Source organism: Phocaeicola coprophilus DSM 18228 = JCM 13818, assembly GCF_000157915.1.
In the GTDB taxonomy this organism is placed as follows: Bacteria; Bacteroidota; Bacteroidia; order Bacteroidales; family Bacteroidaceae; genus Phocaeicola; species Phocaeicola coprophilus.
Map to the genome: position 1 here is coordinate 310,022 of NZ_EQ973632.1, position 23,376 is coordinate 333,397.

The 23,376-nt window shown below is 46.4% G+C and carries 18 protein-coding genes and 1 pseudogene; 11 read left to right on the plus strand and 8 right to left on the minus strand.

The window, feature by feature from the left end:
- The 11 genes from hcp to BACCOPRO_RS02980 all read left to right on the plus strand — a co-directional run.
- Nucleotides 1–810, plus strand: an 810-nt coding sequence (hcp, locus tag BACCOPRO_RS02930) for a hydroxylamine reductase (protein ID WP_008140763.1), incomplete at its 5' end; no start/stop codon positions are given.
- A 61-nt stretch (nt 811–871) separates the two neighbouring features.
- A complete protein-coding gene (pnuC, locus tag BACCOPRO_RS02935; RefSeq protein ID WP_008140764.1) occupies nt 872–1,468 on the plus strand; it encodes a nicotinamide riboside transporter PnuC in 597 nt (198 codons plus the stop codon).
- A gap of 12 nt (nt 1,469–1,480) precedes the next feature.
- Nucleotides 1,481–2,131, plus strand: a complete 651-nt coding sequence (locus tag BACCOPRO_RS02940) for a thiamine diphosphokinase (RefSeq protein WP_008140765.1) — start codon at nt 1,481–1,483, stop codon at nt 2,129–2,131.
- A 266-nt stretch (nt 2,132–2,397) separates the two neighbouring features.
- Nucleotides 2,398–3,069 (plus strand): GIY-YIG nuclease family protein, encoded by a 672-nt coding sequence (locus BACCOPRO_RS02945; RefSeq protein ID WP_008140766.1) that lies wholly within the window; start codon nt 2,398–2,400, stop codon nt 3,067–3,069.
- A 14-nt stretch (nt 3,070–3,083) separates the two neighbouring features.
- Nucleotides 3,084–5,006, plus strand: a complete 1,923-nt coding sequence (locus BACCOPRO_RS02950; protein ID WP_008140768.1) for a class I SAM-dependent DNA methyltransferase — start codon at nt 3,084–3,086, stop codon at nt 5,004–5,006.
- A 2-nt stretch (nt 5,007–5,008) separates the two neighbouring features.
- Nucleotides 5,009–6,058, plus strand: a complete 1,050-nt coding sequence (locus tag BACCOPRO_RS02955; protein WP_040311080.1) for a Fic family protein — start codon at nt 5,009–5,011, stop codon at nt 6,056–6,058.
- Complete coding sequence (locus BACCOPRO_RS17965) at nt 6,055–7,266, plus strand: restriction endonuclease subunit S (RefSeq protein WP_008140772.1); 1,212 nt, start codon at nt 6,055–6,057, stop codon at nt 7,264–7,266. The genes BACCOPRO_RS02955 and BACCOPRO_RS17965 overlap by 4 nt, the downstream gene beginning before the upstream one ends.
- An 18-nt stretch (nt 7,267–7,284) precedes the next feature.
- On the plus strand, nt 7,285–8,619 hold the full coding sequence (locus BACCOPRO_RS02965) for an AAA family ATPase (RefSeq protein ID WP_008140773.1): 1,335 nt from the start codon (nt 7,285–7,287) through the stop codon (nt 8,617–8,619).
- Between the two features lie 8 nt (nt 8,620–8,627).
- Nucleotides 8,628–9,317 (plus strand): HNH endonuclease family protein, encoded by a 690-nt coding sequence (locus BACCOPRO_RS02970; protein ID WP_008140775.1) that lies wholly within the window; start codon nt 8,628–8,630, stop codon nt 9,315–9,317.
- Nucleotides 9,318–9,338: 21 nt separating this feature from the next.
- The gene (locus BACCOPRO_RS02975) at nt 9,339–12,491 is read left to right on the plus strand and encodes a type I restriction endonuclease subunit R (protein ID WP_008140777.1); all 3,153 of its coding nucleotides are present in this window, start codon (nt 9,339–9,341) and stop codon (nt 12,489–12,491) included.
- Between the two features lie 100 nt (nt 12,492–12,591).
- Nucleotides 12,592–12,966, plus strand: coding sequence for a DMT family protein (locus tag BACCOPRO_RS02980; protein WP_008140779.1), 375 nt, complete (start codon nt 12,592–12,594; stop codon nt 12,964–12,966).
- Between the two features lie 123 nt (nt 12,967–13,089).
- On the opposite strand, the gene BACCOPRO_RS02985 is transcribed toward BACCOPRO_RS02980, so the two are convergent.
- The 8 genes and pseudogenes from BACCOPRO_RS02985 to lolA1 form a co-directional block, all read right to left on the minus strand.
- Complete coding sequence (locus BACCOPRO_RS02985; RefSeq protein ID WP_008140781.1) at nt 13,090–14,091, minus strand: DUF4858 domain-containing protein; 1,002 nt, start codon at nt 14,089–14,091, stop codon at nt 13,090–13,092.
- Nucleotides 14,092–14,119: 28 nt separating this feature from the next.
- Nucleotides 14,120–14,617: a C40 family peptidase gene (locus BACCOPRO_RS02990; RefSeq protein WP_008140782.1), complete on the minus strand. Its 498-nt coding sequence runs from the start codon at nt 14,615–14,617 to the stop codon at nt 14,120–14,122.
- 324 nt (nt 14,618–14,941) lie between these two features.
- A complete protein-coding gene (locus tag BACCOPRO_RS02995; protein ID WP_008140784.1) occupies nt 14,942–15,655 on the minus strand; it encodes an ABC transporter ATP-binding protein in 714 nt (237 codons plus the stop codon).
- Between the two features lie 31 nt (nt 15,656–15,686).
- Complete coding sequence (locus tag BACCOPRO_RS03000) at nt 15,687–17,177, minus strand: DUF5687 family protein (RefSeq protein WP_040311081.1); 1,491 nt, start codon at nt 17,175–17,177, stop codon at nt 15,687–15,689.
- A gap of 14 nt (nt 17,178–17,191) precedes the next feature.
- Nucleotides 17,192–20,010: pseudogene (locus BACCOPRO_RS03005) on the minus strand (M16 family metallopeptidase).
- Nucleotides 20,011–20,144: 134 nt separating this feature from the next.
- Entirely contained in the window at nt 20,145–21,092 is a 948-nt protein-coding gene (trxB, locus tag BACCOPRO_RS03010) for a thioredoxin-disulfide reductase (protein WP_008140796.1), read from the minus strand.
- Nucleotides 21,093–21,121: 29 nt separating this feature from the next.
- Nucleotides 21,122–22,663 (minus strand): DUF4836 family protein, encoded by a 1,542-nt coding sequence (locus tag BACCOPRO_RS03015; protein ID WP_008140798.1) that lies wholly within the window; start codon nt 22,661–22,663, stop codon nt 21,122–21,124.
- An 83-nt stretch (nt 22,664–22,746) separates the two neighbouring features.
- Complete coding sequence (lolA1, locus tag BACCOPRO_RS03020) at nt 22,747–23,370, minus strand: outer membrane lipoprotein periplasmic chaperone LolA1 (RefSeq protein WP_008140800.1); 624 nt, start codon at nt 23,368–23,370, stop codon at nt 22,747–22,749.
- Nucleotides 23,371–23,376: the final 6 nt, after the last annotated feature.

A 23,376-nucleotide genomic window follows, 5' to 3' on the forward strand; every position in this document is an offset into this window, starting at 1 on the left:
CATTTTGTGGGCAACTATGGAAATGCCTGGTGGAAACAGCGCGAAGAGTTTACAGCGTTCAACGGCCCGATTGTCTTTACGACCAACTGCATCGTTCCGCCGCTGGAGAATGCCTCTTATAAGGAACGGATGTTCACGGCCAATTCGACAGGCTATCCCGGATGCAGACACATTGCTGCAGATGCCGATGGTCATAAGGATTTCTCGGAAGTTATCGCCCTGGCCAAACAGTGCCAGCCGCCCGTGGAACTGGAGCAGGGAGAGATTGTCGGCGGATTTGCCCACAATCAGGTGATGCAACTGGCCGACAAGGTAGTTGAGGCTGTAAAGAGTGGTGCCATCCGTAAGTTTGTGGTCATGGCCGGATGCGACGGACGCATGAAGAGCCGTGACTACTATGCCGACTTTGCCCGGGCCCTTCCGGAAGATACGGTCATCCTGACGGCCGGTTGCGCAAAGTACCGTTACAACAAGCTTCCGTTGGGTGACATTCAGGGAATCCCCCGTGTGCTCGATGCCGGACAATGCAACGACAGCTACTCACTGGCCGTCATTGCCCTGAAACTGAAGGAAGTTTTCCAGTTGAATGATATCAACGAACTGCCCATCGTGTACAACATTGCCTGGTACGAGCAGAAAGCCGTCATTGTCCTGCTGGCCTTGCTGAGTCTGGGCGTAAAGCATATCCATCTGGGGCCCACCTTGCCGGCTTTCCTTTCACCCAATGTGGCCAAAGTGCTGGTTGAGCGGTTCGGCATCGGCGGCATTACTTCCCCTGACGAAGATCTGAAACGGTTCGGAATCCTGTAAGTGATCATTTTCTGTTGCAATAGGATGCAATTATCTCATCACTTCCCCTTATCTTTGCATCATGAATTATCTGGAACTGTTTGGAACCCTCGTAGGGTTAGTCTATTTGTGGCTTGAATACCGGGCCAGTATTTATCTGTGGCTGGCATGTATCATAATGCCGGCCATCTATCTGGTAGTCTATTACCAGGCCGGACTCTATGCCGATTTCGGAATCAATGTCTATTACCTGATTGCTTCGGTCTACGGCTGGATTGTCTGGAGCAGAGGACGGAAAAAGCATGATGCACAGCAGGAGGAAAAGGAAATCCCTATCACCCGCATGCCGTTCAGGAAGTATTTTCCTTTGACGGTGGTCTTTGTCCTGTGCTGGGTGTTCATAGCGTGGATACTGATTAAGTGGACAGACAGCAGCGTGCCCTGGACGGACAGTTTCACGACGGCCTTGAGCGTGATAGCCATGTGGATGCTGGCCCGCAAATATGTGGAGCAGTGGTGGGCCTGGATGATTGTGGACTGGGTATGTTGTGCCCTCTATATCTACAAGGAGCTGTATTTCACTTCAGCTTTGTATGGAGTGTATGCGATCGTCGCTTTCTTCGGATGGAGAAAATGGCTTTCATTGATGAAAACCGGATCACGAACTGAAAACAAATAATCAGCTGGCAATATGGAGAAGAATAAATCAGGGATATATCTTGCTATACCCGAAGCCGTAGTTGTAGGGAACGGAGAGTTTCCATCGCATCCGTTTCCTCTGTCCGTTCTGGATCAGGCACCTTGTGTGGTGTGTTGCGATGGAGGAGCGAATGCGCTGGTAGAAAGCGGACGTCTGCCTGACTGGATTGTAGGCGACGGAGACTCTCTCTCGGAAGAGAACCGGATTCGTTTTCAGGACCGCATTCATCGCATTCCGGATCAGGAAACGAACGACCAGACGAAGGCTGTTTCCTTTTTGGCTTCGCAGGGCATACGCCGGATTGCCATTTTGGGAGCAACAGGTAAACGGGAAGATCATACGCTGGGCAATATCAGTCTGCTTATGGAGTATCAGCAGATGGGGCTGGAAGTGGTGATGCTGACGGATTACGGTTTCTTTACTCCGGCTGCAGATACACAGACCTTTGCCGGATTCCCGCACCAGCAGGTGTCCGTCTTCAATTTTGATGCGGTGCAGTTGCGGAGCGAAGGATTGAAATATCCGATCTATGACTTCCGGTATTGGTGGCAGGGAACCCTGAATGAGGTGGAAGGCGATTCGTTTCGGATTATGGCGAAAGGGCATTATCTGGTTTATCGCACTTATGAGGCGAAGGAGTAATCATTGTTGCTACATGGATTTGTCGGGTTGGCAAAACAGTTTTATTGAATTCTACCATCATTAATTTATTATATATTTAAAGATAATAGTATATTTGTCAGGCATAATGTAATGGTTATGGAACGCAAGCCTTGGAATCATATTAAAGTTATTTTGTGATGAAAAATAAAGCTGATAAATACTCCACGCCTCGATGTGGAAATGTTGATACAGATGGCTTAAAGCTTGGACGTAAAGATTGATGATTTACTAAGAATCGAGTAATTATGGAAAAAGAGACTGGTTATGTATATATATTGACAAATCCGAGTTTTAGAGAAGATTGGGTTAAGATCGGTAAAAGTTCACGTCCTGTGGATGTTAGAAGCAAAGAACTTGACAATACAGCCGTACCTTTGCCTTTTGAGATTTATGCGACTCTCAAGACCTCTAAATATGCTAAGGTTGAGAAACAAATACATAAGCAAATTGATCGCCTGACAGATCTGCGTATAAGGCAGAATCGTGAATTTTTTAATATAGCCCCGTCTGTTGCTTTGGACATTATGCGGGATATAGCTGATTTACTTGATGACGCCGAGCTATATGTGTATGTTGATGGAAAGCCTGTTGTCAGCAAAAGTAAAGATGAGGATAAGAAGATAGAAGCAGAATCTAAAGAAAAACAACGCAAAACTCAAAAGCCTCCGTTTAAGTTTCATATGATAGGCTTGAATGTGGGAGATACAATCATTTTTGATGCACTTCAGATTCCTGTCAGAATAGCCAGTGATGATAAGATTGAGTATGATGGCCGTCTGTATAGTCTCTCTGCATTTACAGCTAATTTTCTGCCAGAAGAAAAGCAAAACGCATCGGGAGCATACCAAGGTCCTAAATATTTCAGTTATAATGGTAAGGTATTGAGTGATTTGAGAAAGGAAAAGGAACAGCATTAAAAAGTAAATTATATATGATAAATATACGAAAACTTGAAGCGGAACTTTGGGAATCGGCTGACCTATTGAGACAAGGCAGCAAACTGACAAGTAACCAGTATTGCATGCCCGTCTTGGCTTTGCTGTTTCTTCGTTATGCTTATAGCAGGTATAAATTGGTGGAAGCAGAGATATTGAAAGATCGTCCTTCGCGTGGAGGAAGAGTAATGCCTGTTGAACCAAGCGATTTTGAAGCAAAAAGCGCACTTTATCTTCCTCGGGAAGCTCAGTTTGATTTTCTTGTCAATTTGCCGGACAATATCACTTCTGCCGGACTGAGAAATAAGGACGGACAGCCGGTGAATTCATTGGGTGAAGCCGTAAACAATGCAATGCAACTGGTGGAAGAGCAAAGCGAACAGCTTACAGGTGTATTGCCAAAAACATATACGATATTCGCCGATGATTTGCTCCGTGAATTGCTGCGCATTTTCAATAATAAGACCATTGATGAAATAGGAGGTGACATTATAGGCCGAATTTACGAATACTTTCTTTCAAAATTTGCAAAGGCTGTAGCCAGCGACGATGGGGTTTTCTTCACGCCGAAGTCTTTGGTGAAAATGCTGGTCAATGTGCTGGAACCGGAACAAGGCGTAATGTTCGATCCTGCATGCGGTTCGGGCGGTATGTTTGTTCAGACCGGTGATTTTGTAAATGCGGCAGGAATGAACGCCAATACGCAGATGACATTCTTTGGTCAGGAAAAAGTGGAATACAACGCCCAGCTCTGTCTGATGAATATGGCTGTTCATGGTCTTAACGGACGTATTGTGTCGGGCGATGAAGCCAATTCGTTCTATCATGATGCGTTCAATCTCGCAGGCAAATGCGATTATGTGATAGCCAATCCTCCTTTCAATGTGGATAAGGTAAAATCGGAGTCGGCTTTCAATGCGGGACGCCTTCCTTTCGGACTGCCTGGTGTCAATGCCAAAACCAAGGAGGTGGGCAATGCCAATTATCTTTGGATTAATTATTTTTACGCTTATCTGAATGAGCGTGGACGTGCCGGCTTCGTCATGGCAAGTTCAGCTACCGATAGTTCCAACAAGGACCGCGACATCAGGGAACAGCTGGTAAAGACCGGACATGTGGATGTAATGGTCAGCGTAGGGAACAACTTTTTCTACACATTGTCATTGCCTTGTTCTCTGTGGTTTTTCGACAAGGCTAAACGGGAAGAAAACCGCGATAAGGTGCTTTTTATAGATGCCCGTAAATATTATACTGTTGTTGACCGCACTCTGAACGAATGGACTGAATGGCAGCTGCTCAATTTACAGGCAATCGTCCATCTTTACCGTGGAGAAACAGATAAATATCAGGCATTATTGGAAAAATACAACCAGACTATCAGCGAGGCCGTAAATTCTATTTCGGAAGAATCTCTGTCATTTTTTCCCCTCCTTGACAGCGAAACTGCCGGTCAGTTCAACAGTTCATTGACATGGCTTAACAGTCCGTGGAACAATTATGATGAATTATCCAGGAATTTGAACGGACAGATAGAGCAAACCAAGAGTTGCGTCAGGTTGGCGGAAGAAAGGCTGAAAAAGCGTGAACTAAAACCCATGAGGCTGGCAGGAGATAAATTCTGCAAAGTTCTTGAGGAAATTCTGACGATTATAGAAGAACACGAATGGCTGACTGGAAAATTCGGTAAAGGCGAGTATAACGACATTGCCGGTCTCTGTAAGATTGCCACACTGGCCGAAATCGAAGAAAAGAACTATTCGCTCACGCCGGGTGCCTACGTGGGTGTTCCGGAGGCAGAAGACGACGGTGTGGATTTTCACGAACGTATGAATGAAATTCATGCGGAACTGGCAAAACTTCATGAAGAAGCAAACGTGCTTATGAAGGGAATATTAAATGACTGGGAGAAGCTGAAATGAGTATGAACCATAAGATAGAAACATTGCTTTCCCTGCTGGATGAATATAAGGCATTGGGCATTGCGGAGCAGATAGACTACAACAAGTTCTATCTGTATTCCCTTATTACCCATTCCACAGCCATTGAGGGCAGCACAGTCACTGAAATAGAGAACCAGTTGCTTTTCGATGAAGGTATCACGGCAAAAGGCCGCAGCCTGCAGGAGCAGATGATGAATCTGGATTTGAAAGCGGCATACGAACAGTCAATGAAGCTTGCCAAGGCGCATGCTGATTTTTCTGTCGATATGCTAAAAGGCTTGTCTGCTTTGGTGATGAAAAACACAGGTGGAGAATATAACACAGCAAGCGGTAGTTTTGACTCGTCGAAGGGAGAATTGCGTTTGCTTGGTGTTACAGCCGGTGTAGGAGGAAGTTCCTATATGAATTTCCGGAAAGTTCCTGCCAAATTGGAGGAGTTTTGCCAATATATAAACAGTCAGCGAAAGGAACTGCTGAGTACAGACGATGCAATCTCCAAATATAGGCTTAGTTTTGAAGCTCATTACCAGCTTGTCACCATTCATCCTTGGGTAGACGGAAACGGACGCATGTCAAGGCTGGTGATGAATCATCTGCAATATGAATTCGGTCTGATTCCTTCGAAAGTAGTCAAGGATGATAAGGCAGAATATATCCAGTCGCTTATGGATGCACGAGAACAGGAAACGCTTTTTCCTTTCTATGAATTTATGTTCGACGAACATATTCAGAACATAAGTAAAGAGATTGAAGCATACAAGAAGTCACAGGCTGCTGACCTGATAAAACCGGTATCTGACCCGATAAATGATATATCTGACCCGATAACAGAACGCTTGTATCAGGCTATTCTAAAGAATAATAAACTGAATTATGCTGAATATGGAGCGTTGTTGGGTGTATCGGAAGCAACTATCAAACGCCGTTTGGGTGAGTTGAGGAAAGTTGGGATGATTGTGCGTATGGGTAGTAATAAGAGCGGATATTGGGAAGTGGTAAGTTTGAAGGATAGAAAGGAGGAAAAGGTATGAGTGAATGGAAGAAAGTGAAGTTGGGAAAATTATGTGATATCACTTCTAGTAAAAGATGTTTGGCATCTGAGAGAAGTAATAATGGTATACCTTTTTATTGTTCAAAAGAAATAATTCTTTTAGAAAAAGGTGAAGAAATTAGAGATTCTGATTACATACCTATAGAATTATATTTATCCATTAAAGAAAAATATGGAGTACCTATAACTGGAGATTTACTTTTAACAACAAGAGGAACAAATGGCATTCCTTATATTTATAAAAAACATGATTGTTTTTATTTCGCAGACGGAAATCTCTCTTGGTTTAAAAATTTCAAATCTGATCTTGATGTTAAATATTTATATTATTGGTTTAAATCAGATACTGGGAAACATATTATTGATTCTATTGCAAAAGGAACAGCACAAAAGGCAATACCTATTGATGGGTTACGTAATATAAATATTTCTATTCCATCAATTCGTGTTCAATGTAAAATATCTGAAATCCTTTCTCATTACGATACATTGATAGAAAACTACCAAAAACAGATTAAGTTATTGGAAGAATCAGCACAGCGTCTTTATAAAGAATGGTTTGTTGATTTACGTTTTCCAGGGTATGAGAATACTAAGATTGTGGATGGGGTGCCGGAAGGATGGGAGAAGAAAGAAATTAATGAATTTATATCAATATTGAGTGGATATGCTTTTAAAAGTTCCTCTTTTGTAGAAGATGGAGATTATAAAATAGTAACGATAAAAAATGTACAAGATGGTTTTTTTGATGGGAAAAATTTAAGTCATATAAGAGAAATACCCAATAAAATGCCAAAACATTGTTTTTTAACTACAGGTGATTTACTACTATCCTTGACAGGAAATATAGGACGAGTTTGTATGGTTATTGGTAATAACTATTTACTAAATCAACGAGTTGCTAAAATTGAATCAGTTTTTCCGGCTTTTGCCTATTGTTTATTTAGAAGTGAAAATTTGTTCACTTCGATAAATAATTTAGCGAATGGAGCAGCTCAGCAGAATGTTAGTCCAATAAAGATTGGTACATTGAAGATAGTAGTAAATAATGAAATAATCTCTAAATTTGAGAAGGTTGTAGGTAATATACGAAACCAGATATTAGTATTGTATTCTCAAATTGAAGAACTTACCGAAGCCCGTGACCGCCTGCTTCCCAAGCTGATGAGTGGAGAAATAGAAATATAAACCTAAAATAGAAACAATATGCACGATATTACAATAAAAAATTTCCGATGCTACGAAGAAAAAAGTATGGAATTTCGTAGAGGAGTAAATTTGTTGATAGGAGACAACTCTGTCGGTAAAACTTCGTTATTACATGCCTGCAATTTGGTAATGAGTGCTTTCTTTTCCGGCTATAGCGATGAAAATACGGTATGGATTAGTGCAGATGAAAATGATTTTAGAAATACCGGTATTACCGAGCAGCCTGTTGAAATTCTATTTCATCCGGGAGAATGGGATTTTAATACAATTTCGACACCTATAGGCGAATCATATTCTCTGGTTAGAGATGTGGATTTAAAGATTGAAAAGAAGTCGAAGAAGAACTCACGGAACCTTCTTTCTGGCTTGATACCTTTAAGGAACTACGCAAGTAATCTGAAACTTTGGTCGCATATTGTATTGAAAGATAAAGGAATCAAACAGATTAATCCTTTACCAGTTTATGCCTGTTTTACCACAGAAGATATTCATTCAACTGTCAAGTTGGAAAAAAACAAGTTTAAGACATATGTACAAAAACCTTCTTTCGGATATTACGGATGTAGTGATTGTAGAGGTTTGCTTGAATGCTGGATAAAACGCCTGCTTGTATTGAAAGAAGCTCAAAGAGGTGAGGAGGAAATTAATTCCGTAAGAAATGCCATTATCGATGCATTAGGCACTGATGGGTGTAATATCATCAATGATATGGATATACGTCATAATGAAGGCAAGGTATATTTCAAGTTTGTTGACGGACGCGAATCAGAATCCGCTTTGTTGTCCGACGGTTACCGTCGTTTGGTGAATATTGTGATGGATATTGCTTTCCGTTGTGCTTTGCTCAACAAATCTATGTTTGGCGATCAGTGTTACAAACATACGCATGGCACTGTCATTATTGATGAGATAGATGAACATCTGCATCCGGCTTTGCAAGTTCGTGTACTAAAAGCATTGCAAGATACATTTCCAAAGATTCAGTTTATAGTAAGTACACATGCTCCGCTGGTGATGTCATCGGTTGAACCGAGAAAAGATGAAAACGGAAATGATATCAATGTTGTGTATAAACTGGAATATATTGATGGGGAATACATGCATAAGGAATTGAATATCTACGGAATGGATGCTTCAACAATTATTGAAACATACATGGGGCAGCCTTCGCGAGACTTGAAAGTAAATAATGATATTAAATCTATACTGGAATTAATAGATAAAGGTGATATTCAAACAGCGAGGAAATTGTTGGAAGAGTTAGAGAAGAATATTGCTAATGGTGATCCGGAATTGACAAGAATGGAAGCATTAATCTCATTTATGGAATAACAAGCCTTATGATTCTGATTACAAAAAATAAAGAGCCGAAAGAGTGGACTGAGTATAGAAACACTCCAGGAGTAGATTATCAGGCTATTCCAGAGTTAGTCCAATCGCTTTTGAAGGAACAGGGATATATATGCGCCTATTGTATGCGAAGGATACCAACGAAAGACAAAATATATAAAAAAGATGGAGTAAACTTTGTCTATACCAATGAGGACCATCGCGTTGAGCACATCAAAAGCAGAGAACAACATGACGACTTAAAATTGGATTACACGAATATGGTGGTTTGTTGTCCCGGTCATATTGGAATGCAAGATCACTGTGATAGATTAAAAGGACCAAAGGATATTTCGTTTAGTCCAATTGATAAACAATTTATTGAGATGATCAGATACAGTTCCAATGGAGAAATATCTTCAACAAATGATGTGTATAATAATGAAATGAAAGATGTTCTTAATCTGAATACAGAACTGCTGCGTAGGAATAGGTTTTTAATGCTGACAGAGGTTATCATTCAAATCAATTCAACTTGTAAAAAAGGGAAAAACTGGGATAAGAGAACTTTGGAGCTGTTTTTAAAGAAATACAGTGAAAAGCATTCAGAAAAAGATGAAGAAGGAACAAAGGAAAAGTATTATCCATATTGCGGTATTATTATTTGGTATTTACAAAAGAAACTACGAACTTTAGATTAAAAAACTAATTTGAATTAAATCATGTCAATAGACTACAGCGAAGACCGACTCATACAGAAAAGTGCTGCTGAGTTAATGGAAACAGAACTTGGTTGGACTTCTGTTTATGCATACGACAAAGAGGTATTGGGAGAAAACGGTACACTTGGCCGTAACAGTTTCCATGAAGTATTGCTTATACAACGATTCCGACTTGCTTTGAAAAAGCTGAATCCGTGGATAAACGATAAGCAGATTGCAGAAGCTATTGAAAGAATGACGGAACGTATGAGCAGTCAGACTCTGATGCAGATAAACGAACAGAAATATCAGTTTATCCGTGATGGCATACCAGTAACACGCATAAAACAAGACGGCACATCGGAAGAAATAAAAGCTGTAGTCATAGATTTCGAAAATGCCGGCAATAATGACTTTCTATGCGTCAGGGAACTTTGGGTTTATGGTGCCCTATATAGGCGCAGAGCGGATATTGTGGGATTTGTAAACGGAATACCATTGCTGTTTGTTGAACTGAAAAACCACAATGTTGAAGTAGAAAATGCTTTTAACGAGAATTATCGGGATTATCTGGACACCATACCGCAGCTGTTCTATCATAATGCCTTTATCATATTCAGTAACGGACTGGAAGCTCGTGTCGGTACCATTGATTCGAAGTGGAAATTTTTCCATGAGTGGAAACGACTTACAGAATTGGATAATGGAAACATTGAGCTTCCGACAATGTTGCGCGGTATCTGTAAAAAAGAAAATTTCCTTGACCTGCTGGAAAACTATATCCTTTATGACCATTCCGACGGAAAAACGGTGAAAATTATGGCACGAAACCATCAGTATCTGGGAGTGAACCAGGCTGTGGAGATGTATAAAAACCGTGAATATGTAAACGGAAAACTAGGCGTTTTCTGGCATACGCAAGGAAGCGGCAAGAGCTATTCCATGCTGTTCCTTGCTTGTAAAATCAGACGGAAATTTGCGGGTTCGCCAACTATTGTAATCCTGACCGACCGAGAAGAATTGAACAAACAAATCAGTGACACATTTGAGAATTGCGGTGTGCTTGGGAATGTGAAAGCCAAAAGTTTCATTGCAAGCAGTGGGGATGATTTGATAACGAAGCTGAAAGGCAATCCTTCGTTCATATTCTCCCTGATTCAGAAATTCAACAAGCCTGATGCCGAACCAATTTATCCTGACCATGATATTATTGTGATCAGTGATGAAGCGCATCGTACGCAGAATGGAGTATTCGCAGAAAATCTTCTGCATTTGTTACCTACAGCCAACCGTATTGGATTCACCGGCACACCTTTGCTGCGTGATGACAATATAACTGCCAGAACTTTTGGTGGATATGTCAGTATATACGACTTCAAACGTGCCGTTGACGATAAGGCTACTGTGCCGTTATATTATGAAAACCGCGGCGAACGTCTGAAGGAGCTGAAGAATCCGGAAATCAACGAAGAAATAGCTGCCGTTCTGGAACAGGCTGGCGAAATTGATGCTTCGCAACAGACGAAACTGGAACGCGAATTTGCCAAAGAGGTACATTTGCTGACAGCACCGAAACGCCTCAGAATCGTTGCGAAGGATTTTGTTCGCCATTACAGTGACTTGTGGACTTCGGGAAAGGCAATGGTAGTGTGCTACAACAAGGTGACTTGCGTACGCATGTACAATTATGTACAGGAATATTGGCAGAAAGAAAAAGAATCGTTGGAAAAACAAATATCCAAATCCACCTATCAGCAGGAAGTACAAGAGTTGAAACGTAAACTGGATTGGATGCAACAAACGGAAATGGCAGTTGTCGTTTCGCAAGAGCAGAACGAAATACAGACATTCCGGAAATGGGGACTTGACATTTTGCCACATCGTGAAAAAATGGAAAAACGCGAGCTTGACAAAGAGTTCAAAAGCACAGAGAATCCATTACGTGTGGTATTTGTCTGTGCAATGTGGTTGACCGGATTTGATGTCAAGTCGCTTTCATGCCTTTATATCGACAAACCAATGAAAGCTCATACACTGATGCAGACTATTGCACGTGCAAACCGTGTGGCTGACGGTAAAGATAATGGCTTGATCATAGATTATATAGGAATTGTAAAGGCTCTTCGTAAAGCATTGGCAGACTATACAGCCAGTCCGGAAGGTGGAGCCGATGGTAATGATCCGACAATTGATAAACAGGAACTGATTAAGCATGTGACAGAAACAATTTCTGCGGCAACAGCTTTTCTTAAAGAACATGATTTTGAACTGCAGGAACTGATTGATGCTGATACATTCTTGAAACTGTCGTTGTTGAGAACTGGGGCAGACACTGTATGTGAACCGATTGAAATACGTAAAAGCTACTGTACATACATCACTACTTTGCTGAAATTATGGAAGTTCCTCGATCGTGATGATATCACGCAGGAAATGAAGCTGAGCAAGGATGCACTTGAGGCAATCTACAAAGAGCTGCAGAAAAAACGCAAACATGCTGACATCACTAATCTAAGTGTAGCGATTAATGCTATTGTTGATGAACATTTGGAATTGGATGCTGACAATATAGTAGCGGAAAGTGGTTCGAACCGTCGTTTTGATATCAGTAAAATCGACTTTGATTTACTCAGACGGGAGTTTGCGAAAAAGAGAGAAAAGAATCTGATAATGAAAGATATCCAGGAATTACTGCAGGAACGTATTGTTCAGATGATGGCAGCTAATCCCTCCAGAATTAATTTCTACGAGAAGTATCAGGAAATCATTCACAACTATAATGCTGAACAGAATAGGGCAAGCATTGAAAAGACTTTTGAAGATTTGATACACCTTACAGAAGAGTTGTCGGAAGAAGAAAAGCGTTACATTAGAGAGGGATTTGAAAATGATGAACAGCTTTCTTTGTACGATGTATTGTTTAAAGACGATTTGTCAAAAGAAGATATTAGAAAGCTGAAGAATGTAGCCAAAGACTTATTGGGTAAAATAAAGTCTATGCTAAAGACAATGGATCATCCATTTGACAAACAGGAAACAAAAGCTTCTATTGTTATTGCAATAAGGGATTTACTATGGCAAGAACTACCTGAAAGTTATTCAGATGAAAGCATTACTTATTATCGTGATGCTGTGTTTAATTATATCAGCCAACGGTACGGTGGGGTAGCATGAATCCTTTTAAAGCTTTGGATCTCAGATCAGCCCCAGTTTTTTCGCTTTGTCACATTTTATTTGTACTTTTGCGCCGGTTTTTAAATAAAGGAAAAAAGATATGTTGACAAATGGTATTTATTCGATTGTTTTGCTGATTTTTTCGAATATCTTCATGACTTTTGCCTGGTACGGACATCTGAAGATGCGTGAAGAGTTCAGCTGGTTTGCTGCATTGCCGCTGATTGGAGTCGTTGCCTTCAGCTGGGCGATTGCTTTCTTTGAATATTGTCTGCAGGTTCCGGCCAACCGTCTGGGATTCCGCGACAGTGGGGGACCTTTCGACATCATGCAGCTGAAGGTCATTCAGGAAGTGATTACGCTGGCAGTCTTCACGGTGTTCTCAATGATTGCTTTCAAGATGGAGTTGCGCTGGAATCACCTGGCAGCCTTTGTCTGTCTGATCCTGGCGGTCTACTTTGTCTTCCGCAAATAAAATACAGTGCGTATAGCCGCTCGGGCTTTTTGAAAAACGCTTCGGTGTGCAGTTGAAAACATTTAGACGTTTCATCCTGCACGCCGAAGCGTTTTTTTCTGACCGGACCGGTGATGCTCCGTCTCAGTGTTCGCGCTCCTTCAGGTACTGGCGGGTTTTCTCCACATCGTCCTTGCGGATGCGCAGTTTTTCCGAATGGAACATTTCCTGATAGAACAGGGAGTCCTGTGCTTTCTTTTCGCGGATATAGTCGTAGAGTTCATCCATGTTCTTCGGCTCTTCTTCTTTCTTTTTTTCGGGCCGCGGAGCGGGAGCCGAACGTTCCGGAATGACAATCCCCCGATGGTTTGCCTGATGACCGGGCAAGGTGGCGGAAAGGGTGTCTGCCGGAAGGGGAGAGGACTGCACCGTGCTGAGGCTGTCAGCCACGCTGTCCGTCACGAGAGGCATGAAAGCCAGGCTGTTCCGGCGGAGGTAGTTGGGGAACTTCAGACTGTCTTCCCGGGTCGGCTTGTAGTCCTTGTAGGTCTTCCAGGCATTTGCATATTTGCGGTTGTGCCTGAGGGTGCGTCCGTGCTTGTTGAAGGTCTCGTAGAGGGTCATGATGAAGTCCAGGTTGTTGATGCAGATCGCAGGGCCTACCGGGGATGTATTCATCTGATACATGCTTCCGGTGGAGGGAGTGGGACTCCAGTCATCGTTGTAGTAGGAACGGTAGGGGTTGAAGGTCCAGTAGATCTTCTGTTCCTTGGGGCGGCCTTCCACCGTGCGGTCGTACACAGGTTCTTCGCCATATTTCGTCCAGATACTGTATGGGGCGAGCCGGATGTATCCGGTGGGTTTTCTCACTCTGGTGGTGTCGATGAGGCTTCTCGGCAGGGAGAGGTCGGCTTTGAATTCCATCCATTTCTTGTCGAGAGGGGCTTCCTTGGGCTGGTTCATCTTGCTGAGGTCGGGGGTGAAGTCAAACTGGATCAGCTTGACGGCATCGGTGTTCAGCCTGAGTTCCGTGGTGTCCTGAGGATTCGATGGTTTCCCGTCCGGATCCTGTGCAGCGGCGGGCAGGAAGCCCAGTGTGCAGAGGGAGAGCAGGAGGGTAAATGCGAGATGGTCGGGATGTTTCATTGCCTGTTGTGTTTGTGGATGGTTGTTGTCAGATGCCTTTCACCCGTCCGCCCTGCATCCAGCAGCGGCGGTAGTAGTCTTCTTCCAGCCGGCTGACAATGACTCCCCGGCTGGTACTGGCGTGTACGAACCGTCCGTCTTTCAGGTAGATGCCCACATGAGTGGCTTTCCGTTTCTTGCGTCCGTTGTGGAAGAACACCAGATCGCCTTCCTTGAGGTTGCGTTTGGCTACTTTCCGGCAGTTTTTGGTGCGCTGTTCTTCGGAGCTGCGTTTCAGTTTGTGGCGATACACTTTCTTGTAGACGGCCGAGGTGAAACCTGAACAGTCGGTTCCCTTGCGGGTGGTTCCTCCGTGACGATAGGGGGTACCGATCCAGTCGGCCACCTCGATGTAGAGGCGGTGGTTGTCCTTGGCGTCGATGTCCATGTCAAGTCGGACGGCAGCTTTTGCCAGCTGACGGTAGTCGTAGCGGGGAGCCCGTGTGCCGCACGAAGCAAGCAGAAGGGCAAATAATATGACCAGCATGCCGGCCGGAAAACGGAGGTGTAAGCGTCTGCACATATCAATTGTTTTGAACAAATGTACGTAATATCCGGGTTGTGTGTACCTGGACTTAGGGTATTTTATGACCTGTTTAAGTTTCTTTTATCTTCCCGGAAGGAGAGGTCTGCAGACTGTTCAGCCCCGTTCGCAGCAGGTCCGGCAGGACTTATACTGGGAATGGGGCTGAATCATATGGTCATTGCGGCCGGATCGTGCGGTCGTTTTTTTTGCATTGACCAGTCAATGCGAAGTTATCGTGCGGTCGTTTGGCCTGAATCGTGCGGTCGTTCCGGCCTGATCGTGCGGTCAGTTTTCTTCCTTCACTTCGAAGTAGTCTTCCAGTTCTTTTCCGGCGGCTCCGTCGGTGTTGTCAAGGTCACGGATGAGCGATCCTTTTTCCATCAGGGCGATGCGCGTACTGAGGTCTATGGTGTGGCTCAGGTTGTGACTTGATACGAGGATCAGGGCTTTGTGTTCTTCGCCGTAGTGTTGCAGCATGTGTTTCAGCAGCGACTGCGAAGTGGGGTCGAGGAAGTTGAAGGGTTCGTCGAGGATGACGATCTGCGGATTCTGGAGCAGGGCATTGACGATTCCGATTTTCTGCTTGTTACCGGCCGAGAGGTTCCGGATGAATTTCTTTTCTTCCAGAATTTCCGGGCCCAGGAAGCGTTCATAGCGCCGGATGCGCTCGTTGACGGTGTTCCGGTCCAGTCCGCACATGCGGCCGTTGAACTGGAAGTATTCATCGGGAGTGAGGTAGTCGATCAGGAAACTTTCGTCCATATAGGCTCCCGTGAAGGTTTTCCATTCTTCGCTGCGGGCCACGTCGGTGCCGTTCATGCAGACGGTTCCGCTGTCGGCCTGCAGGAGGTCGAGCATCAGGCGGAAGAGGGTAGTCTTTCCGGCTCCGTTGTTTCCCACCAGTCCCAGGATTTCTCCTTCGTGGAGGGTGAAGTCGGGTATGTCTACGGCAGTCTTGCTGCCATATCGTTTGATCAGGTTGTTTATCTTGATTTCCATAATTCTGTCTGTTTGCAGGAGGTTGTAAGTATTAGCGTGTGTCGCGCAGGTTCGTCAGGATGTCATATTTCTTCCGGATGACCTGGCGGTACAGGTATCGCATCCACAGGGGCTGTGCGGCTATTCCGGCCATTCCAAGCAGGGTGCATACCAGATAAGCCGTGTTTTCGCTGAGCACCAGGAAAAGCAGGTTGCTGAACAGGATGGGGAAGAAGAAGGCGAAGAACACGATTACCATCTGGTAAGGTGAGTTCCATTGTCCCTTACCCATTAAGCTTGCGTCCAGCGGAGCTGTTTTCCGGTTGATCCATGCCAGTTGCATGATGAGGGGCAGGATGATGCCCGCTGTAAGAAACAGCTGGCTGACTACCAGTCCGGCCGGAAGTCCGCTCCAGATAATGGACGGGAGAAGAAGAACCAGCGGGAAAACCAGCAGCAGGCAGTGGAAGTAATATTTGGCCCGGAACAGGCTGAGCAGGGATTCCCGGCGCACCATCAGTCCGTCCAGGTAATTGCCTTCGTACGCCATGATGCGGGTCAGGATCGAAACGGCAAATCCCGTGAAGCAGTAGATGGAATAGAGCTGGATGGAGTAGACGCTTTGGGTGGATTCCTGCGTGATGCCGAAGAGCATGGCTGCAAAAAGAACCAGGACAATGCACATCATCTGGAAGTTCTTGCGCGGTGTCTTGTTGCGGAAGATCATGCGCAGTTCCAGCCGCATGTATTCACCGGTCATGCCGAAGCGTTCCAGATAGCCGTAGCGGCTGAAGTGTCTGACGCGGGAGTCTTCCTTCCGTCCCAGTTCGCTGTAGATGCAGGCTGTCTGCACACGGCAGTTGACCAGCAGGAGCAGGACGATGACTGCCAGTACGCCTGCATGGGCGAGAAGGTTCCAGCGGAGGAAGGCTTCGCCCAGCCACATGGAGAACTGGCTGACCATTCCCTGCGAGGGAACGAATTCCAGCAGGGCCAGCAGACCGTAGACTGCTGCGGGGAGTAGGAGCCAGAGCGTGTGCTGACGGGCCAGTGCGCGTACCAGTATGCTCCAGTAGGCGTTGGCTGTCATCAGCAGCCAGATACCCACTGCATAGCCGGTCACTCCTGCCACGCCGAAGTATCGGGCGGCCGTAAGGGCGGCAAAGGGTACGAAAAGAAACAGCCAGAACAGGTTGTAGAGTTTGAGACCCACCTGTACGAGGAGGGTGTTGATCAGTCGCTGTCTGCTGACAGGCAGCAACAGATAGGGTTTGATCTCTTGCGCCGGAGTGGGGAAGAGAAAACGGATCAGAAAGTCAATCAGGAGGAAGAGGATCAGGACGCTGTCGAGTGCGTCATAGGGTTCCATGCCGGGGATATCCTCCTCAAAAGCAAAGGACAGCGAAACCCCGATCAGAACGAGGTACGCTGCCCAGAATGCTGTAAACAGATAAATCAGGAACTTGGCAAAGCGGTTCCTGTCGTACATGGGGTTCCGCTTTGCTGCAAGTTTCTGGTTTCTTCTTATTTCGGTCAGTAACATAGGCCGGTTGTCAGTTATTTGGTAGCCGGAGTACTCATGCTGACTTCAATGACATTGTTCTGTCCGATGAAAGCTTTGGCAAATGCTTTCAGATCATCGATCGTAACGCCATTTACGGTTGCTTCGTAGTCCTTGTTCATGTCCAGACCGGTCCAGTAGAACTCATTCAGAGCGCCCATCCAATAGCCGTTTTCCTTCTGGTTCTGCTGATAGGTCTTCAGCATGTATTCTTTCACCTTGTTGAGATCTTCGGTGGCCGGTCCGTTGGCGATGAAGTCCTGCAGACCCTGCTTGATCAGTCCTACCATCTGTTCGCGGCGGTTCGGATCTGTATCGAAGTAGATGTTCAAGGTTCCTTCTTCCTGCGGATACTTGCTGATGGAAGCCCAGCTGCTCACACCGTAGGTACCGCCTGCTTCTTCACGTACGGTACGGGTGTAGAGAATATCCAGCAACTGGTCGAACATGCTCATCATGATCTTGTTCTTCAGGGTATACGGGCAGTTGCCGCTGTACACCATCATGATGCTTGATTTGGCTGTTTCCATGTCGCGGATGAAGTTGTTTTCGTAATCACCCTTGCGGATATCCATCTTCGGATCGCGGAAGTTTTCCTTGCGGCTGATGGTCGGCAGTCCGCCCAGATACTGCTCAATCAGCGGAGTGGCAGTGGCCAGGTCAATGTTACCTACCAGCAGGAAGGTGAAGTCGCCTGCTTCTGCATAGCGGTTCTTGTAGAGTTCCATGATCTTGTTGTAGTCCACCTTGTCCATCATTTCAGCTTTCAGACGGAGGGCACGCGGATGATGGTTGTAGAGAGCTACGGCCAGTGAGTCGTTGAAGGTACTCATCGGGTTGGCAGCCTGGTTGGCCAGGGCAGCCTTGCCACGCTGGATGTATGACTGGAAGGCTTCCTGATCCATACGCGGAGCCGTGAAGTTCAGGTAAACCAGCTGGAGCATGGTTTCCAGGTCTTTCGGAGAACAGCTGCCACCGAGTCCTTCGGTGAGGGTACTTACGGATGCATTGACAGAAGCCACTTTTCCGGCCAGTACTTTGCTCAGGTCTACGGCGCTGAAGTTACCCAGTCCGCCCAATGGAACGACTTCGTTCATGACGGAGAACTGAAGGACATCCTTGTCATCGAAGAGAGAGTTACCTCCGGGGCTGAATGCCTTCATGCGGATTTCATCGGCCTTGAAGTCTGTCGGTTTCACGATCACGCGTACACCGTTGCTCAGGGTCAGGATGGTTGATCCGAAGGCTCCCTGTTCAGTCTTCACCACTTTGCCGGCCTGCGGTTTCTCCTTCAGCAGCGGCTCGTTGGATACCTTGTCCACGTAGGGTTCCAGTTTTTCAGCCTTCACCTTGTCGATCACGGCTTTCAGTTCGGCTTCTGTGGGGTATTTCATGCCTTCCTTTTCCGGACAGAATACGCTGAGGGCGATATTCTTTTCCTGGATCAGCTGTTTCATCACCTGGTTCACGGCTTCTACCGGAATGTTCGGAACGATCTGGTTCATGAGCGGATATTCGTTTTCGATACCCGGAATCGGTTCGTTGTCGATGAAGTGACGTACGTACTCTTTGACGTAGCTGTTTGTACGCTGTTTGTCTCGTTCATTATAGGCAACTTCCAGACTGCGGAGGTAGTCAGCTTTGGCACGTGCATATTCGCTGGCGGTAAATCCGAACTGGCGTACGCGTTCGATTTCGCGCATCAGGGCTTCCGTAGCGGTCAGGATGCCGTCTTCCTTGGCAGCGGCAATTCCCATGAAAGCACCTTTGGTTTTTGACAGCAGGTAATCTCCGTCACCGGCAAAAGCCTGGATGAAGGGAGCATCAGCCTTCTGGGTCAGTTCTTCCAGACGGGTGTTGAGCATGCTTTCGATCATGGAAGTCAGGTAGCTGTAGACCATGTAGTCCATGTTGCCCTTTTCTTCCGGTTTGACGGCTTCATGCTTGTGGAAAAGGTAGATGATAGGTATGTTCTGTTCCTTGTCCTTGGCAACGGCAATCAGCGGTTCGTCGTTGTCGGGCACAGGGAAGTAAGTACGTTCAGCAGGGTTCTCCGGCATTTCGATGGGAGAGAACATTCTCTTGATCTTGTTTTCGATGGAGTCTACATTGATATCTCCCACGACAACGATTCCCTGCTGGTCGGGGCGGTACCATTTTTCATAATAGTCACGCAGTGCCTGATAGGGGAAGTTGTCCACCACTTCCATGGTTCCGATGGGGAGGCGGTATGCATCTTGCTGTCCTTGTAGAGAACAGGCAGTACGGTTTCATACATACGCATCATGGCTCCCATGCCTGTGCGCCATTCTTCGTGGATGACTCCGCGTTCCTTGTCGATTTCTTTCGGATCGAGGGTCAGGTCGTTGGCCCAGTCGTGAAGGATCAGCAGACAGGAGTCAACTACGCTTTCGCGGGTAACGGGGACGTTATTGATGTTATAGACCGTTTCGTCGATGGAAGTGTAGGCATTCAGGTTGGCTCCAAACTTCACTCCGATGCTTTCCAGCCATTCACGCAGGGTATTGTCGGGGAAATGGGTTGTTCCGTTGAAACACATGTGTTCCAGGAAGTGGGCCAGACCGCGCTGGTTGTCGTCTTCCAGAATGGAACCTACCTTTTGGGCAATATAGAAGTCAGCCTGTTTTTCCGGCAGAGCATTGTGACGGATGTAATAGGTGAGTCCATTGTCCAGTTTACCGATGCGTACGTTGGAATCAACCGGAATCGGAGGCATCTGTTGTTGGGCAAATGCCATTGTTGCTCCTCCCGTAAGCAGGATAGCAACAAATGTTTTTCTGATTAGTCTTTTCATAAATGTATGTGTTTGTAAAAAAAAGTGTTCTCGTTTTCCAAACCTGTTCCTAAATAAAGGCAGGAAATCGCACAGGCCCGGGGTGCAGGGAAGGTCAGCCCTAGCCGTCAGTTCGGGCCTGTGTGTATGGGGGATTACAGCAGTCCGTTGGCCGACAGGTAGCGTTCTGCTTCGATGGCAGCCTTGCATCCGCTTCCGGCAGCTGTGATAGCCTGGCGATAGTGCGGGTCGGCTACGTCACCGGCAGCGAATACTCCGGGCACACCGGTACGGGGAGTACCTTCTTCCGTAAGGATGTATCCGGTTTCGTCTGTCTTTACCCACGGCTTGAACAGCATGGAGTTGGGCTGGTGGCCGATGGCCAGGAAGAATCCGTCGATGGCTACGTCGTAGCGTTCTTCGTCGGCTTCACCCATACGTTTCACCACGTGCATACCTTCCACTCCGTTATCACCATACAGGCCGACTGCATTGTGTTCGAACAAAACGGTGATGTTGGGGTGATTCAGCACGCGTTCCTGCATGATCTTCGAAGCGCGCAGGAAAGGCTTGCGTACCACCAGATAAACCTTGCTGGCCAGTCCGGCGAGGTAAATGGCTTCTTCGCAGGCGGTATCGCCTCCACCCACTACGGCTACCGTTTTCTTGCGGTAGAAGAATCCGTCGCAGGTTGCACAGGCGCTCACACCCATGCCGGCATATTTCTTTTCATCTTCCAGACCCAGGTATTTGGCTGTGGCACCGGTAGAGATGATGACCGTATCGGCTGTAATTTCCTTTTCTTCATCAATGATGAATTTGTAAGGGGCCTGGCTCAGGTCGGCCTTGGTTACGATTCCGTTGCGGATATCGGCACCGAAGCGTTCTGCCTGTTTGCGCAGGTCGTCCATCAATACAGGACCCGTCACACCTTCCGGATAACCGGGGAAGTTTTCCACTTCGGTGGTGATGGTCAGCTGGCCGCCCGGCTGCAGTCCTTCGTAGAGTACGGGAGCGATGTTGGCACGGCTGGTATAGATGGCAGCAGTGTAACCTGCCGGTCCTGATCCGATGATCAGGCATTTCACATGTTCAGTTGTCATATCGTTCAATTTTACTGTTTATAGAGTTTTTATAATTTGCTTAACTGGACCATCAGGTCGGTCAGTTGCTTCAGGGAATTTTCCTTGCTGTCGGTCAGGACAATTTCCACATGTCCGTTGTCGCCGTTGCTGCCGGCCGAGATGTAGGAGATCTTTCCGACCATCTGAAGGAAGGCTCCTGCCGGTGTCGTTGCCGCCATTTTGGCGATGGGGAGCTGCAGGGCTGCATCGACGTTGATCAGGCTGTACAGGCTGGTTCCCTTGCGGTTGTCCAGATAGGAGCTGCCTTTCAGGGAAGGAGACGATTCCTTGCCGATGGTCTTGTAGACCATTTCGTCGTTGGTTGCATAGAAGCGTCCGTCCTTGTATCCGTAGAATAGCGACATGTTGCGGAACAGTCTGGCTGCATTTTCGATCATGTATTCGTGGTCAGCCAGCTTCACGAGTTTTTGTGTGCGTTTCAGTCCCAGGCTGTCTTTCTTCTGGTAAAGGGCATCCAGGGCATCCGGACTCTTCATTTCGCCGTAAATGACGAAGGCCGGCATGCTGGTCAGACTGAAGTTCAGCAGACCGAAAGTTACTTCACCGTTGACAGAACGTGCCAGGGCTTCCATCAGCTGGTTGTTGTCTGCTGATTTCAGCTGCTGCCGGTAGAAGCTGGTCAGTTCGCTGCCGTTCACATTGGCACTGAAGTACATCAGTGTGGACGACGGGAACAGCTTGTCGAATTTGCCTTCAATCTTTCCGTAGGGTTTGACGGCAGCTTCCAGAAAGGCACGGCTTTCTTCGTCCAGGCCCAGAGGTTTGGCATCTACTACGATCTTGCCTTTTTCGAAACTGACGTTGCCGACGGTGACACACGAAGCAGGCAGGGCTGTCAGGGTGCTGGTGTAGGGATAAGGCAGCATTCTGCTGTAACCCGAAGTCTTGAATGCACTTTGCAGGGCGTTTGGAGCGGCCATGAAACGGATATCTCCTTTTTCGCTTTCCATGCTCTTGAAGGCTTCCTTGCCGGTGATGCTCTGGGCCTCTGTCTGATGGATCAGCCGTCCTGCCATGGCAATCAGGCTGTCTTCAGGCGTGCGGCGCTCGTTGGAGCAGATCAGCAGTGCATCCTCGGTATAGGCCAGGATGGACTTGTCCGAAAGCTGATAGGAGAAACCGTCTCCCTGGCTGATCGGATTCTTTTCGCCGTCGTTCATTTCAGTCAGGGTAGCAGTCCAGTCGGATGCATTGCTGAGCCGGGCTACGACTCCTATATTCATTGATGTGGAATTGGTAAAGATATAAATGTCCTTGCTGAAGTCGATGCCGGATTTGTCCGGTGAAGCCAGCAGATCTTTCAGGGGGTTGTCCTTACCCGATGAGAAAGCCTTCTGTAAGGATTCGTAAGCGGGAGTTCCGGAAGAAATGCCTGCTTTTTCAGTCAGGGACTGCAGGTTGACGGCCACGACAGAGGACGCATCCCCGGGAATCAGTTGCGTGTAACTGCTCTTTTCAGAACAGGCACTGAACAGGAGTACCAGGCAGCAGGCCGGCATTATGGTAGGGATCAGTCTTTTCATTTCCATAAGTATTCGTTTTTTAGTTAGACATTAAAGTTTCGCTAAGATAGCGAAAAAATAAAAGGTCGCGATAAAAAACGGAAAAAAGATTATCTCATGTCGATAATTTCGGCATCCGGGTATTTCTTTGAGTCGAACGTGAACTCCTTGTCACTGGCTGTCTGAAGGGCACGGTAAGTGCGGATCAGGATCTCCTGCTGCTGTCCGTTCTTCAGGTCGATGCGGATGTAGAGCGGCTCATAGCGGTTGTTGACAACGAAGCAGATGCTGCGGATGTCCTGTTGTGACGCACGGGGAGTCAGGATGACTTCCTGTCCCTGTTTGCCGCTGTGTGTCCGCACTCCGCTGTAACGGCTGTTGTAATGCTGGCTGTAATGGTCCAGCAGTACGTACGGGTTGATGCTCTGCAGTTCTTCCGGGGTGGGGGTGGAGACGTTGACTTCCTCGTTCTGTCTGAGGTAGCTCCACTGGGTTTTCCCGTCGAACCAGGTCTCTACGTCACCGGTGTTCAGGTGGAACTTGTTTCCTTTCAGCAGCAAAGTACCTTCCTGGGTACCGCCGAAGGTGATGCTGACCGCTTGTGCCTGTCGGAAGGCAGCAGCGGTCTTGTCCAGTATTTCACGGGCTTTCGCGTCTGACTGTGCCTGTAAAAAACGCGGGCACAAAAATAAAAAACATAGAAGCGAAAGCAGAAAAACGTTTCGTCGTTTCATATAAAA